This is a genomic window from Sporomusa sp., assembly GCF_035561255.1.
GTDB lineage: Bacteria > Bacillota > Negativicutes > Sporomusales > Sporomusaceae > Sporomusa.
Window position 1 is genome coordinate 1 of sequence record NZ_DATMXX010000396.1, and the last position, 14228, is coordinate 14228.

Sequence of the window (14228 nt, forward strand, 5' to 3'; positions counted from 1 at the left end):
ATTTTCTGACAAGTTTAAGATTACCTCCATATGCATCGAATTAACATAATTAATAAAAAATACATTGAATTCTGTCGTTACTCTAACCATATCCCGCCTATTGCCTATGCAAGAGCAGTATTCTATAATGAAGCTGAAACGGATTACTTTCGTTGTCATGTGAGGCAATGCTATAAGATTAAATATCATACCTCTATCATGGGCTTCCAAATTTATCATTGAAGCAATAAAATAGTATAAATAGCAAGATCAGAAGTAACAGATAGCTATGTAAAGGGAGGATCGACTAAGTGGAAACTCATGAATTCCAGTTTGATCAAGTGTACTCAGAATTCCAGCCCAAAATTTATCGGTACTTGACGCGTTTGATTGGCTTAAAAGAAGCTGAAGATATAACACAAGATGTGTTTATTAAAGTGAATCAGGCCTTACATACATTTAAAAAAGATTCGCAGTTATCAACTTGGATTTATCAAATTGCAACCAATGCTGCCATTGATCGAATGAGAAGACGGCCTTTTAAACAAGAGTCGACCGAACAGTTTAATGAATCTGACATAGATAGGCTTGCTGCGAACAATGCATGTTCTTGTAAAAAACCGCTTTTAATTGAAGATCAAGTGGTTCGTCAAGAAATGAATGAGTGCATTCGGAATTTTGTTATGGACCTTCCTGAAACCTACCGGACTGTCGCTGTTCTCAGTGAAATAGAAGGACTAAAAGACAGTGAAATTGCCGTAATTCTAGGGGTAAGCATTGGTACAGTAAAAATCCGGCTGCACCGTGCTAAGAACAATTTAAGAAAGCTACTATTGGCTAATTGCAACTTTTATCGGACCGATTGCAATGAATTGGCCTGTGAACCCAAAGGGCCCATCAAGCTCACTTTAAAATCAATTTCCCACAAGCGCTGACTATAAAAATTAGTCAGTTTTTTTTTGCCTTAATCATTTTTTCAGTGTATCCTTTTGCCTCTCTGTTTCGTCTATAAGACTACAAGGAGGTGATAAAAATGGCGTTCGATCTCAAAACAGTGGAACTAATCGCTTTGGGAGCCTCTGTTGCGGCAAATTGCCACCCTTGCCTACAAACTCATAGAAAGAAAGCTTTGGAGGCTGGACTTACAGAACTGGAAATTAGAGACGCGATGGAAGTGGGTAGGTTAGTGAGAACTGGAGCCGCGAGCAGCATGGATAAACTCATCGCCCACCACAGTTGTGAACAGGCTTTATCCAAAAATGACAACAGTTGTTGTTGATGGCAAATAAGTTGCATTCTTTGGTAGTTGGGAGTCAAAACAGATGGGATTCTCCTGGATGTTTTGATTCCCAGCGATTGCCGCTCTAAATAGTAAGGAAAGAAGGAATGGTATGTTCTCAGCTAAAAGATTTTTTGCGTCATCGCCGTTCATAATGCTAACTTGCGGCAGTCTTATTTTAGCTTTAGCTCTTGGATTTAGGCAAAGCTTTGGAATTTTTCTAAAACCGATGAGCCTTGATTTGGGGTATAGTAGAGAAACGTTTGCCTTTGCCTTAGCCTTACAGAACCTAGTATGGGGGATTACTCAACCCTTTACCGGTTGGATCGCTGACAAATACGGGGCAAGTAAAGCCTTGCTTATCGGAGCTCTAGCTTATGTGTTAGGCTTATTCTTTATGGCTAAAGCCACAACTCCGCTGGGTTTAACACTTAGTGCCGGCGTACTTATAGGAATTGGCCTCGGTGGAAGTAGTTTCGCTGTTGTTTTTGGTGCACTAGGCCGAGCGTTTGATCCAAGTAAACGCAGTCTCGTTTTAGGTATAGCTGGAGCCGGCGCTTCTTTTGGCATGTTTGCTATGCTACCCTATGGACAGTTCCTATTGAACTCTATGGGGTGGTTCCAAGCCCTACTCATTTTCGCCATTACTTGTACCATGATGTTTCCGCTTTCCACAGGACTGAAAGAAAAGAAAACCCTTTTGGAAGAAAAACGCGATACACGAGCAGCATTAACAGAGGCCTTTCATCATCGAGATTTTTGGCTATTGGGTCTGGGATTTTCAGTTTGCGGATTTCAAGTTGTTTTCATCCTGACCCACTTTGCAGCATTTATTCAAGATCATAGCCTGCCTTTGACAATAGCCGCAAACGCATTAGCTATTATTGGATTCTCCAATATGCTCGGCTCCTACCTTGCAGGATATCTAGGAGGAAAATATCCTAAACCTTATTTATTAAGCCTAATATTTTTTCTCCGTGCGATTGTGATAACAATCTTCATATTATGTCCCATTAACCAAACATCCGTATATATCTTTTCAGCAGCCATAGGTCTAATCTGGTTGGGAACAGTGCCGTTAACAAACGGCGTTTTGGCCAGTGTTTTTGGTGTCCAATATCTTTCCACGCTTTCCGGAATTGTGTTTGTCATGCATCAAATAGGCAGCTTTACAGGAGGCTGGTTAGGAGGAATTCTATTTGACCGTACCGGCTCCTATCAAATTATTTGGATAACAGCCATACTGTTGAGTATTCTTGCCGCTCTTTGTTATCTGCCAATACAAGAAAAACCCCTTAGCGTGCTTAAAGCAAACATGCAACCCACTGACAAAACATAAATACATGTAAATTTTACGCCATTAGTTGAAAAATCTCATTTAAAGTACGGTTGCTGTGATATTTTTAGGAGGTGCATGCCATGGAATCGAAACTAATGTCCAAAGTCGATTACATCAACAGCAAAGAGAAGAATTGTACGAAAGAACTAAACTCTCAGAACAAGAAAAACACCCTCTCTAAATTCATCGATATTACCAAAGAACAATCCTTTTGGGATAAGGCTGTGCCATCATAGAATACCGGCCTACCGATATCTGGCATTATACCACGCGAGGTCTCCCGCAAATTTTTTTTTGCCGAGCACCACTCACCTTGTAATGGTCGGTAGTCTACGCTCCCCACTCCCACATCTGAGCATAAAGCGACCCCAGCATCGGTTAAGCAAGGCTGGGGCGCTTTATGCTCAGACAATATTGTTTTGCATAGCGTATTTAACTAATTCGGACCGTTTTCTGACATCGAGTTTTTCCATAATGCGATACTTATAGGTCTCAACGGTTTTTACACTGATTTTGAGTTCCGCCGCAATTTCAGCATTGGAAAAGCCCTGAGCAATCAAAGCCAGCACCACTGTCTCTTTTTCACTTAATGCCTTATAGGGCTGTTGAACTGGAGCGGGTGGCGGTTGCCGTTGCCGCCATAGTAACGCTTTCATGGTGTCAGGCTGCAAAAAGACCACGCCGGCAGCCACATTTCTGATGGCCTGATACAGCATTTCATCGGCCGCCTTTTTTAAAACATAACCCATGGCTCCAGCCGCCAGCCCATCCTGTACATACTGACTGTCTTCATGCATAGTCAGCAGAATGACCCTGGACTGGGGCGAGCAGTGCGCAATGGCCTGGAGGCAATCCAGACCGCTGGTTCCCGGCATGGAGATGTCAAGCAAGACTACCGCCGGCTTTTCTGCTTCGATAAGTTTCAAGGCTTCTTCAGCATTGGCCGCCTCTCCGACTACCCGGATATCTTCCTGTTTGGCCAACATCAGGTTTAGGCCTGACCGCATCAAAGTATGGTCATCAACAATGGCCACCGTGATTTCATTCATGCGAACTCCTCCTCAGTGGTATTTTTACATAAATTGTTGTGCCGACAGCAGGTGATGACTCAATCGTTACATTTCCGCCCACCAATTGCGCTCGCTCACGCATACCATACAGTCCCAGCTTGTTGCCACCGGCATTGTCTGCCAGCAGGCGGGCGGCATCAAATCCGACGCCGTCGTCTTCAATAATCGCCGTCAGCTCCCCGGCGTTTGCGGTCAAGATCACACTGACATTGGCGGCAGCCGCATATTTGGCAATGTTGGTCAGTGCTTCCTGAACAATCCGGTAGACGGTAACCTCGATCTCATGGGGCAGCCGTTCCTCCCCCTGCCAGTTAATATGAAAATCCACATCCAACCGGTAGGTGGCCCGATAATCCTCTACATATTTTTCCAAAGCGGCAACCAGACCCCGGTCATCGAGAATGCTGGGACGCAGTTCCACTGCCAGACGGTGAATGTCTTCCACTGTGTATTTAACTAAGCTGCGCATTTCATCCAAACGGCACTGACGACTGGAACTGGGGCAATCATCCTCCAGGCATTTCAGCCGCATCATCAGGGAAGTTAAATTTTGACCGGTCTGGTCGTGCAATTCCCGGGCAATGCGCTTTCTTTCCTCTTCCTGGGCTACAATTACCTTTTGCAACAGATGCGTCCGCGCCTCCTCTTTCTGTTTCAGTTCATTCAAGAGGGCGTGAACATGATCGGCCATTACATTAAAAGCCGCAGCAAATTTACCGATTTCATCCTGGCTGCCGACATGGGCACGTTGGGTCAGATCCCCAGCTGTGATGGCGCTTGCTGCTCTGGCCAATTCGCGAACAGGGCGGGTCAATCGTTGCGTAAGAAAAATCGCCAAGCCAAAGCCAATTAGCAGGGCAATAAAGGTATCCAGTAAAAACTGTTGAGTCGTATCCTGTAAAACTTTCTGGAGGCTGCCGGCACCGAGGCCAACATGAACCACACCCAACCTTCCGTCCATGATGGGTACCGCAATATCGCGGATGGTGCCTTCTTCTGTCGACAGAACGGTAATTCGGTGTTTATCATCCCCATCGGGAGCAGGTACCTGAAGCAGGTCGGTTGCAAAGCCTGCCGGAAAGGAATGAGCCAGCAGTTCGCCAGTAGGACTGACGATAAAAACATAGCGAGCGTCATCATTGGTACTTTGGGTGTCCTTCACTAGTTCATGGAGGTCATAGTAGTTATGGATGATAATAAGGTTAGCCGCCCGCGCCGCCAGTGTACTTGCCAGGGAAATACCGCGTTTTTCCTGTTGTTCGGCAAATAGCGTATTCATAAGCGCCCGCGTTTGAACAATGTTGGCCAAGCCTAATAACAAAAGCAACAATACAAAACCGGCAATGACCTTAACGAAGAAACTGTCCATGCGAAATTTCATCATAATTTCTCCTTAACGGTCAGCCAAATGTCTTGCAGCGCTTCGTAGTCTTTTTCGTCGGCAACGGCAAAACGGTCATAATGCAAGGCGGACAGTGCCTTTTCGCCATCCGGGTCAAGCGGCATAGCCAGCAGTAAGGACCGCAGGTTCTCTTTTCTGCTGCTGTCAAGGGCAGTATTTACCACCACCGGCGGACTGCCGACCGTTAACGACTTGTCAATTATCTTGACCCGCTTGGCCAATTCGGGGGTGTTCTGCACGGCCTGGTCAAATACCAGACTATCCACAGCAGCGGCATCAGCGATGCCATCATTTACAGCTTGAATGGCGTTATCGTGACTGTAGGTATAAAAAGTCCTGCCGAAAAAATGCGCCGCGTCAAGGCTTCGGGATTGTAACATGTAGACAGGTGCAATACGTCCCGAAAAAGACATCGGGTCTGTAAAGGCAAAGGAGCGCCCTTGCAGGGCACTAATGGATTGAGCCTCCAGCTTAACATTGGCAATAATATAGGAACGATAGGTATGTTGACCGTTTACTACAGGCACAGCCAACAATTCTAAGCCAAAGCTTTGATGACCAGCGACGTAACCGCCGCTGCATACAAAGGCGATGTCAGCATTATCGTGTTCAATCAGTTCATTGACTTCCTTATAGGTCCGCCGTTGCAGCAGTACCACCGGCAAATCTAATTTCTTCTCCAAATAGTTCAGCAATGGCTGATAGACGGTCAAGGTTTCCCGCGGCGACAAGATAGAGGAAACGGCAACCCTGAGCGGTAGCGGACCATTCGTATTGCCTTTCGCCGGAATGGCTTCATCGAGGTGCTGCAGCCGGACGGTCTGTACCGGTGGCGAACCACAGCCGACAAAGAAGACAGTAACCGTCATCAGTATTAGGCCGGTAATCCATTTCCGCATATACTACCCTCCGATCGTTTGCAGAATGCCATGTATAAGTGTTCTGCGTAACAGTGCCTAAATTCCTCCTGGTTTACCTGGAATGATTAACCACCAACCAAGCTGCTAGCCCGCCATACATTTATTCCTGTAAGTTGTGTAATAGAAGACTGACCCAATTCAAGGGTCAGTCTTCTAATTACCACAGCAGTCCGTATTATACTTTAATTAATTTGACTTTGGTGTCGTAGAAACAGATGCTCCCGCCAACCAAATCCTGCAGGCCGGTGTTTTTGAGCACCGGGTCAACGCGCATGGCAACATTGGCATGAATGCCCCGTCCCCGGCGCGGGTCGCCCTTGATCAGAGTGTTATCAATTTTGACATCCTTACTGCCGTTGGCGAAATGTCCACTGCCGAGTGAGAAACTTACAACACCGGGCCGCATTCCTTCGATAATCTTTACTTTGCCGATCAAATCTTTGGTGCCAAGTGGCCCCAGTTTCCAGACACCATCCGGACAGGAGGCGGACGTTACTCTCACGCGGTCGGTGTCGCCCAGTCCCAGTTTCTTGGCATCAACGTGATTCATTAGAATATAGTTTTCTTCCTCCAGCGCCAGCAGCCAATAGTCGGCAGCCGTGCGTGACTTGGTATGATGAATAATTTTATTGGTTATGAGCGTGAGGGTGTAACCGTCCTGCTCGTCGTTAATCGGCTTACCCACACAGTCCTCTACGTTTGGAATATAGGTGGCCATACCATAGAAGTTTTTGCCAGTCATGGAGTTTTTGGTGGCCGCCGTCTTTTCAGCGTACATATTGATCATGATGCCGTATTTATTTTTAACTTTCTCCCCATCCCAGGCGGCAGCATATTCTTCAAACCGCCCGCCCCGGTTCAGAACATAAATGACCTTACGCCAATAGGCCTCTCCACACGCAGCTTTCCACCGCTCCGGCTCAAAGACAGAGGCAGGCAGATGCTTGCGGGCCTCCAGAAAAATACGAACTTCTTCATCATCGGCATCAGGTACCGCTTTCCCGTCAGTCGCCACATTAGCCACTTGCTTGAGATACAGATGATCGGAGTGAGTAAAGGGGATATTCTTGCCAAATCCATCCGGGCCGAAGCCGGGCAAATTCATTTTTTCCGCGACTCCCAGCAGAAAGGATTCTAACCCTATCGGCATATCCTGACCAAATACTTTAACCGTTTCGGTAAGGGGCTGCGCGGCCGGCTGGCGGATTGGCATGGTCTTATAGGGCACACTGGGATGGCCGCCGTGCATTTCCCAGCGCTCCAGGTAGGTGACATCAGGGATGATATAGTCAGCAAAGGTAGAGGTTTCGCCAATCGTTGTATCAAAAGTGACAAACAGCGGTATCTTAGTCACGTCGGCGAGAGTATCCAGCACCGCCTGCCCCGCCGGTAGCGAATATACGGGCGACCCCATATACAAGAACAGTGTTTTCACTTTGTACGGGTACATATCCAGCGCTGAGGGCACAACTTCCTGATAAATGTCGCTGATTAACGGAAACCATGGCCGTTTAGCCGGATAACCGGTAAACAGCGTGCTGTCTTCGTACTTATGGCTGGTACGAATAATCGTGGTTCCGAACGGTGCAATTTTGCGCGGATGGTTACCAACATTAAAGGCCTGACCTGGTTTGGCACCGGCAATAGCATAGTCGGTCTTGGCAATAAAGCCGCCGCGCCAATCGTAATTACCATTTAGCAGATTTAGAGTATTCCAGGCGAGAACGTTATAGAAGCCATTGGTGTGCTGCGATACACCCCGGTGAATATCGACGACGGCCTTTTTGCCATGACTGGTGAACTCACGAGCCAACGCTTCCACATCGCCAGCATCCACGCCGGCTTCGCCTGCCCATTCGGCAAGGCTACGCTTGGTTGCTTCCTCATACAACACCTGAAGGACCGATTTCACCTTGATGCCATTAAGCTCGGTATCAACAAACAAATCGCCATACACGGCATTGGTCTCGTCATTAGGATCGACCGCCATAGGCTGCCCATCCTGCAGGACAACGAATTTCTCATTAACATAGCTTTTTCCGTCTTTGACGATCATTTCCTTCTCTATGCCGATTTCATGAGAGCGCAGGAAAAGTGTTGGCTTGCCATTATTCATTTTCAGCAACCAGGGACCATTGCTCCAGGTCGGCTCGCCGGCCGCTTTGGCTGCCGCCTTATTGACATTGCGCAGATACTTGGCATCATAACGCTGGTTTTCAAAAATCCACCGCATCATTCCCATAGCAACAGCCGTATCCCGTCCGGGAATAGTAGGTAGCCACTTCCAGGCGTGGGTAGCAGCCTTACTGAACCGTGGGTCAAGGACGGCATATTTCAGGCGACCAGACGTCAGCCCCTCGGTGATGCGCTGCGACCGGACCGGCGGACCATAATTGGCTTCAAATACATTAGCCCCTACAAAAATGACAAACTCGGCCCCTTCTAACTCTGCCTGCCAGTAAAACTTTTTGCCGTTAACCCAGGACATACTGTTTTTCTTAGCGTCATAACCCCACTGTTCGCTCATCACCTTACCGGAGAAGTAGAGTGATCCCTGGCATACTGTCGTATGACCGTGGGCATTATTTGAACCAAAGGAGTCCAGGGTAAACCGTTTGATGAGATCACCGCGACCGTCTTTCAGGCGGCCCCACCAGAATACAAACTCATTATTCTTAGGCCCCAGGTCGGGGTGGTTGGGGTCAATCATTCCTGGCAACTGCTGGCTAAAGCTCACCTTAAACGCTTCCACCAGTGCTGCTTTCTTGGTTTTATCTTTTTCGGCTAGGATCTTCGCTACCGCATCAGCCATGTCTTTGGCCACTTTCGGATCACGTATCGCCCAGAGCTGGCTTAACCCTTCCACCTGCCGCTGCTCCTCACCGGGAATATGGGCAAACAATGCGCCACCGTTGACGATTTCTTCTACTGCCTGGTCAAAGGGAATGCTGACCCACTTATTTTCGCCGCGCTTACCAGCCCGCTTGAGTACCCGGCGGATACGATACGGGTCGTAATAGGCCTGAAGGCCGGCCTGCCCTTTGGGGCAAATGGCGGCATCTATGTTTTCCGTATCTCTTATTTTAGCGGTAAAAGGCAGATGGGGATTCAAGGTCCAAGGCGAATAGGGATTGCCATCAATCTTGGCCACCATGCCATCGAGAAACTTAACTTTGACCGCACAGCCTGTGTTGCACTGCATACAGGCTGTGGCTATAGTATTTTCGGCTTTATTTAATAGGTACTCTTCCTCCGGTGTCAGGAGGCCAGCCTGGGCTCGTTCAAATAATTTTATAAAGCCGGTACTGCTCGCCAATAGGGCAGTACAGCTTGCCAGACCGCCAGCAATGAAGCTGCGCCGGCTCGTCTTGGCGTTAAATAGGTCTTCCCATTTTTCGATTGCCATGTGTCCTTCCCCCTTTTCTATGCTTCAATCCGTGCCAGCAGTTTCGGCAGGCTAACGCCTGCCACCCAGAACAGTCCAGCTAGCAAGCCTGCTGCAACGACCCATTCAACTATTGCAGGCGCGTAGCTCAAAGTCAGGCGGCTGTGCTGAAAGGCGTCGGCCAGACCAGCCAGAGGTGCCTCACTAAAGCCATACCGGACAAAGCTGTACTTGTAGGCTGCCAGCCCCAGGAAAATGAGGGTGGCCGGAAGAAACGACAGGCGGTTATAGCCCTTGAACAGCAACGCTCCAGCCAGGAGAAACAGCCCCCAGAAAGGCCAGGCCGTCCACAGGCTCCAAACCAACTCCCCCTTATCGCCGCTCAGACCGGTTACAAGATGCACCAACTCTACGCCTACATGAGCTAACAGAGAATAAAGCAACACCCGGGGTAACCGCACCCCTTCCTCAACCAACAACGTATTGTCAACCATTATGCCGACCACCGTGACAAACGCGGCTCCCGCCGCCAGGGCCGAGGTAACGAACGACAGGGGTGTAAGCCATGAATACCAAAGCTGCCGTGCCACCATAGTACCAAAAAACAGGCCTTCGGCCATTAAAAAAGCAAATGCAAGCAGTCCGCACAAATATAGGAAAGTCTTTTTAGCCTTAGTCAGAAAATACCCGGCCAGACAGCCGAAGAAACAGGTGTATAACCAGGATGCCCAGGCCAGTTTGGAACTGAAGGAAGGATGTAGAAATATGGCAATTCCTTTAAGCGGTTTGCCCAGGTCCATGCCAATGAAAGCCAGCCCGAAGGTCAGGCTCAGCCCCGCTGTCAGAAGACTTAACGTCGTTAACCGGTTGATGCCGCGTCCAGACCACGTGGTATAAATACCGACCCAGGCAGCACCTGCAGCTGTTCCCACCAGCAGGATATAGAGTCCGACCCACAGCCCCCACGGTGTGTAGGCTCCGTAATTGGTGGCACTTTCCCCCCAAAAGAATACTTTGCCGAGCGCAGCTAATGCCCCGATGACAAAGCAACCGAACAATGCGTTTTTCATCATATTATTCACTCGCCGCACCTCCTAAATATAGTAGACTTGGGGACTGTTGCCGGTTTTTTCTTTCAGACGATACACTTGATTAGCCGCCATAGTCTGGCAGAGCAGCGATTGCTTGTCAGTTAAGTCACCAAAGTAGGTGGCACGGCCAATACAGCTTGATACGCAAATCGGCAAGAGCCCCTTTTGAATACGACTGGAGCAAAAATTGCATTTGCGGGCACTGCTCATAACATCACCGTGTTTACTGTCTCGATTCCAGCGCTTACCATATTCATAAAAGCTCATTTTTTCATAGGCTTGCACCGCCGGGGTACCTTCTGTGTAATAGGCCCCACTATCGAAGGTGCGCGCACCATAGGGACAGTTGGAAATACATGCACGACAGCCGATACATTTCTGATAGTCTATCGATACAATGCCATCCTCCTCTTTTTTGGTTGCACCTACCGGACAAACGCTAACACAAGACGGGTGCTCACACTGAAAACACGGCCGGGGCAGAAAACTGCGCTTAACCGCTGGAAACTGACCGCTTTCCTGGTCGATGACCGGCCGGTAGACAACTCCCGGAGGCAGTTTGTATTCCGCAATGCAGCCGATGGTACAGGCATGGCAGCCAACGCATTTGCGGGTGTCAATGAGCATGCCCCACCGGCGCTTCTCCGGCGGCTTCTGCAGCGTTCTTGCCACATCTCGCTGCATAACTAGCAAAATGTCTTCCCTCTCCACAAAAATCCCCCTCTGCTCATTTCTCCTTCGCCAAATACGGGCAGGCGCTGTACAAACGCCCTATCGGCTGCAGTTAGTGCAGCTCGGAGAAATTGTCGTTATATTTGTACAATATAATTATCTCATGATTAGAATCGGTGCACTATCGGGAGAAACCCGGACTGTTGTCAGGGAATTCGCCGACGCCTGCCAACAGGCAGCAGTCCGCGGTTTGCCCGGCTCGTCCTGTCCGCGCTCCAGCAAATGAGTCGAACGAATAATAAGAAGACGGAGCAATAGACTGCTCCGTCTTCTTTACTCTTGAGTTCAGGTTTGTTTATCCTCATCTTTCGCCACCGCACCTCTGAATTCACTAATGCTTTTACCAAGTGCCTTCCCCAACTCCGGCAATTTTGCCGGGCCGAAAACAATCAAGGCAATAACCAGGATAACAAGTATTTCCTGAAATCCTAACCCAAACATGTTGTACCCCTCCCTTTCACAACTATTATCCGGTATTGTCAATCTTTCCAAAGCTCTTTACCCGCCGATTCCTGACATGCCGCGCTGCGGCTTCTCCTGATTGACCCCTAAATACCTGGCAGGTTTATTTAAAATATTTTTTTGTAGATATTCTGCTATGTCCCCTTTGCTCGCCCCCAATCGCAGCCAGGACTTGATGTCCCATTCCGAATCGTCCAGCAGGCACGGCTTCACCATCCCGTCGGCGATTACCCCTAATGCGATTGCAGGAATTGCAAAAGCTCTTTTGAAAATTGCAGTGGTCGGTGACGGAAAGGCGCAGGTTATGAATACGGCGTCCCAAGCAATCAGTTGCCACCCAAATCACCTCAATCTTTGAGTTTTCGCAACGATACTATTCTTATCTTCATTATGCAGCATACTGCACCTGAATAATATCCGTAAAAAGCAGGACATTACGTCAGGAAAAACACCGACAAAACAGGACAATTCCCCACCGCAGTATGGCTCAATACCTCTCCAAACACATCAGCGGGTGCAGACGGGAGACAAAACAAAACAGTACTGCCTTACATAAAGCCAGTACTGTTCAATAAGCTGCGAAATATCTCCGCCACTACGCCGGTTCCTGGTGCCGCCCCCATTCACGCAGAATCAGTCGCGCTGTTTCCTCTGCCACCTCGCCGGTAAAGGCCACACACTGGTCCATGTGTTCCTGCGACCCCAGTTCCATGCCTCGGGTCAACACGCGGCAGCACAGGCACGTATGGCGCTGCTGAAAGCTGTCGTGCAGTTCTTTTGCCAGTTGCATCGCTTGCTGTACCTGCGGATTGCCAGCTTGTGTCCGGCCGAATACCATGCCAATGGCCAGCACCCCACCAGCTATAGCCCCGCAGGTACAGCCTGAGCCGCCCATGCCCACCGGAAAACCGGAGGCCATCGCAATGACAGTATCGGGCAGTGGTAAAGCAAACTCATCTTTAATTGCTTTGACAATCGCCTCGGAACAGTAAAAATCACCCTTGCGGTAGTATTGCTCCGCCTTTTGTCGGATTGTGCCGATATTCGCTTGTAAATTCACACCGCCAACCTCATTTCTATTTATTTTTGAGAGCGGTTACCGCTCTTTTTATTTTTCATTTCTTGCACCAAATTTTCCAAGTCCAAAATAGCATTCTCCAGATTAAGCCACGCGGTATTTAGCATTACAGATTCCTGTGAGTTGACGGTTTCCCTCGAACAGGTCTCTTCAGCCTGACCCATATAGTAATATAAATTTTCAGTTACTCCTTGCAGGTATGCAATCAGCTCGTCCATTTCATCCACTAAAGCGATTCCCTCCCCTTGCCAAGATTATCCGGTAAGTGGTTAGACTAGGGAAACCTTCACATAGACCAGAGTATGAAACGAATGGCAGCTGCAGCGCTGGCGCAGAGCAACGACACTTTGGCCGCTAGAATGATGCGATCTTTTAACGCCATCGGTTTCCCCAGTTTCCTCTGGAATGGATAAATGAAACCATATATAAGGGCAAACCAAAAGAGCCAAGACAAAACCAGCAGAGCCATTAGTTGGCCTATATCCACCATTATGCTGTTGCCTCCCTCTCCCCTCGTCTTAGCAGGCATTTACCCTGCTACCCCTCTTCCCAGGATAGTCACTCAGACGAAAGGTATCCGGGCAGCGGTCCTACCGCTGCCCTCTTTACACCTACCCTTGGGCTTTATCCACTTCTTTCACTCCGGTATCAAACCAATGCTTGGTCCGGTTGCAGAAGCTGCACACCGACAACATGACCGGCACTTCCACCAGAACGCCTACCACTGTCGCCAGCGTGGCTCCGGACTGCAAACCGAACAGGGATATTGCCACCGCTACCGCCAACTCAAAAAAGTTGCTCGCGCCGATCAGCGCTCCCGGTGCGGCAATGCTGTGAGGCACTTTGAAGTATTTAGCCAGACCATAGGACAGCGTCGAATTAAAGTAGACCTGAATCAGGATGGGAATGGCAATCAACACAATACTGAACCAGTTATTAGTAATCACTTCCCCTTGGAAGGCAAAGATAATAATAAGCGTAACCAACAGGGCGATAATAGTCACCGGTTTTAACGGGGCCAGGAACTTAGTATTGAACCATTCCTCGCCATGCGAGGAGATAAGCACCCGCCGGGTCAGATAACCAGCAATCAGAGGAATGACAATATATAAGAACACCGACATGAACAGCACGTCTTTGGGTACAACGATATCGGAAACCCCTAACAGAAACATGACAATCGGCGCAAACAACACCAGCATAATAAGATCGTTAATGGCCACCTGTACGAGCGTATAGGCCGGATCGCCGTCAGTCAGGTAGCTCCACACGAACACCATGGCCGTGCAGGGCGCTGCTGCCAGAATAATAACGCCCGCCATGTATTGATTGGCCATATCGGCTCCAATTAGACCAATAAAGAGCTGCTTAAAGAACAGCCAGCCCAAAAAGGCCATACTGAACGGCTTTACTACCCAATTGACAAACAAAGTGATCAGGAGCCCTTTGGGCTTGTCGCCGACTTTCGCAATAGCGGAAAAATCAATTTTC

16 protein-coding genes are annotated in these 14228 nt (G+C 48.6%); 4 read left to right on the forward strand and 12 right to left on the reverse strand.

From position 1 onward, the window contains the following. Positions 1 to 290 precede the first annotated feature (290 nt). The 4 genes from VN379_RS22580 to VN379_RS22595 all read left to right on the forward strand — a co-directional run bounded on the left by VN379_RS22580 (position 291) and on the right by VN379_RS22595 (position 2833). A complete protein-coding gene (locus tag VN379_RS22580; RefSeq protein WP_325538092.1) occupies positions 291 to 914 on the forward strand; it encodes a sigma-70 family RNA polymerase sigma factor in 624 nt (207 codons plus the stop codon). Between the two features lie 98 nt (positions 915 to 1012). Further along, a complete protein-coding gene (locus VN379_RS22585; protein WP_325538094.1) occupies positions 1013 to 1258 on the forward strand; it encodes a carboxymuconolactone decarboxylase family protein in 246 nt (81 codons plus the stop codon). A 112-nt stretch (positions 1259 to 1370) separates the two neighbouring features. Further along, complete coding sequence (locus tag VN379_RS22590) at positions 1371 to 2597, forward strand: MFS transporter (protein ID WP_325538096.1); 1227 nt, start codon at positions 1371 to 1373, stop codon at positions 2595 to 2597. An 80-nt stretch (positions 2598 to 2677) separates the two neighbouring features. Beyond that, entirely contained in the window at positions 2678 to 2833 is a 156-nt protein-coding gene (locus tag VN379_RS22595; protein ID WP_325538098.1) for a hypothetical protein, read from the forward strand. A 168-nt stretch (positions 2834 to 3001) separates the two neighbouring features. Here VN379_RS22595 and VN379_RS22600 read toward each other — a convergent pair whose 3' ends face one another. The 12 genes from VN379_RS22600 to arsB all read right to left on the reverse strand — a co-directional run. Further along, entirely contained in the window at positions 3002 to 3646 is a 645-nt protein-coding gene (locus VN379_RS22600) for a response regulator transcription factor (RefSeq protein ID WP_325538100.1), read from the reverse strand. Beyond that, positions 3639 to 5051 carry a HAMP domain-containing sensor histidine kinase gene (locus tag VN379_RS22605; protein WP_325538102.1) on the reverse strand — a complete coding sequence of 471 codons (1413 nt, stop codon included), beginning with the start codon at positions 5049 to 5051 and terminating at the stop codon, positions 3639 to 3641. Before VN379_RS22605 ends, VN379_RS22600 begins: the two co-directional genes overlap by 8 nt. Beyond that, on the reverse strand, positions 5048 to 5968 hold the full coding sequence (gene phnD / locus VN379_RS22610; RefSeq protein WP_325538104.1) for a phosphate/phosphite/phosphonate ABC transporter substrate-binding protein: 921 nt from the start codon (positions 5966 to 5968) through the stop codon (positions 5048 to 5050). Before phnD ends, VN379_RS22605 begins: the two co-directional genes overlap by 4 nt. A 196-nt stretch (positions 5969 to 6164) precedes the next feature. Beyond that, entirely contained in the window at positions 6165 to 9395 is a 3231-nt protein-coding gene (locus tag VN379_RS22615) for a molybdopterin-dependent oxidoreductase (RefSeq protein ID WP_325538106.1), read from the reverse strand. A 17-nt stretch (positions 9396 to 9412) separates the two neighbouring features. Next, positions 9413 to 10447, reverse strand: coding sequence for an NrfD/PsrC family molybdoenzyme membrane anchor subunit (nrfD, locus tag VN379_RS22620; protein WP_325538121.1), 1035 nt, complete (start codon positions 10445 to 10447; stop codon positions 9413 to 9415). 21 nt (positions 10448 to 10468) lie between these two features. Beyond that, entirely contained in the window at positions 10469 to 11176 is a 708-nt protein-coding gene (locus VN379_RS22625) for a 4Fe-4S dicluster domain-containing protein (protein WP_325538108.1), read from the reverse strand. Between the two features lie 306 nt (positions 11177 to 11482). After that, positions 11483 to 11638, reverse strand: a complete 156-nt coding sequence (tatA, locus tag VN379_RS22630) for a twin-arginine translocase TatA/TatE family subunit (RefSeq protein ID WP_325538110.1) — start codon at positions 11636 to 11638, stop codon at positions 11483 to 11485. Positions 11639 to 11695: 57 nt separating this feature from the next. Further along, a complete protein-coding gene (locus VN379_RS22635) occupies positions 11696 to 11875 on the reverse strand; it encodes a hypothetical protein (RefSeq protein ID WP_325538112.1) in 180 nt (59 codons plus the stop codon). A 379-nt stretch (positions 11876 to 12254) separates the two neighbouring features. Further along, positions 12255 to 12719 carry a C-GCAxxG-C-C family (seleno)protein gene (locus VN379_RS22640; protein ID WP_325538113.1) on the reverse strand — a complete coding sequence of 155 codons (465 nt, stop codon included), beginning with the start codon at positions 12717 to 12719 and terminating at the stop codon, positions 12255 to 12257. Positions 12720 to 12739: 20 nt separating this feature from the next. Then, complete coding sequence (locus VN379_RS22645) at positions 12740 to 12964, reverse strand: hypothetical protein (RefSeq protein WP_325538115.1); 225 nt, start codon at positions 12962 to 12964, stop codon at positions 12740 to 12742. 59 nt (positions 12965 to 13023) lie between these two features. Beyond that, entirely contained in the window at positions 13024 to 13227 is a 204-nt protein-coding gene (locus VN379_RS22650; RefSeq protein WP_325538117.1) for a hypothetical protein, read from the reverse strand. A gap of 121 nt (positions 13228 to 13348) precedes the next feature. After that, positions 13349 to 14228: ACR3 family arsenite efflux transporter (arsB, locus tag VN379_RS22655; RefSeq protein WP_325538119.1), on the reverse strand; the 880-nt coding region annotated here is incomplete at its 5' end.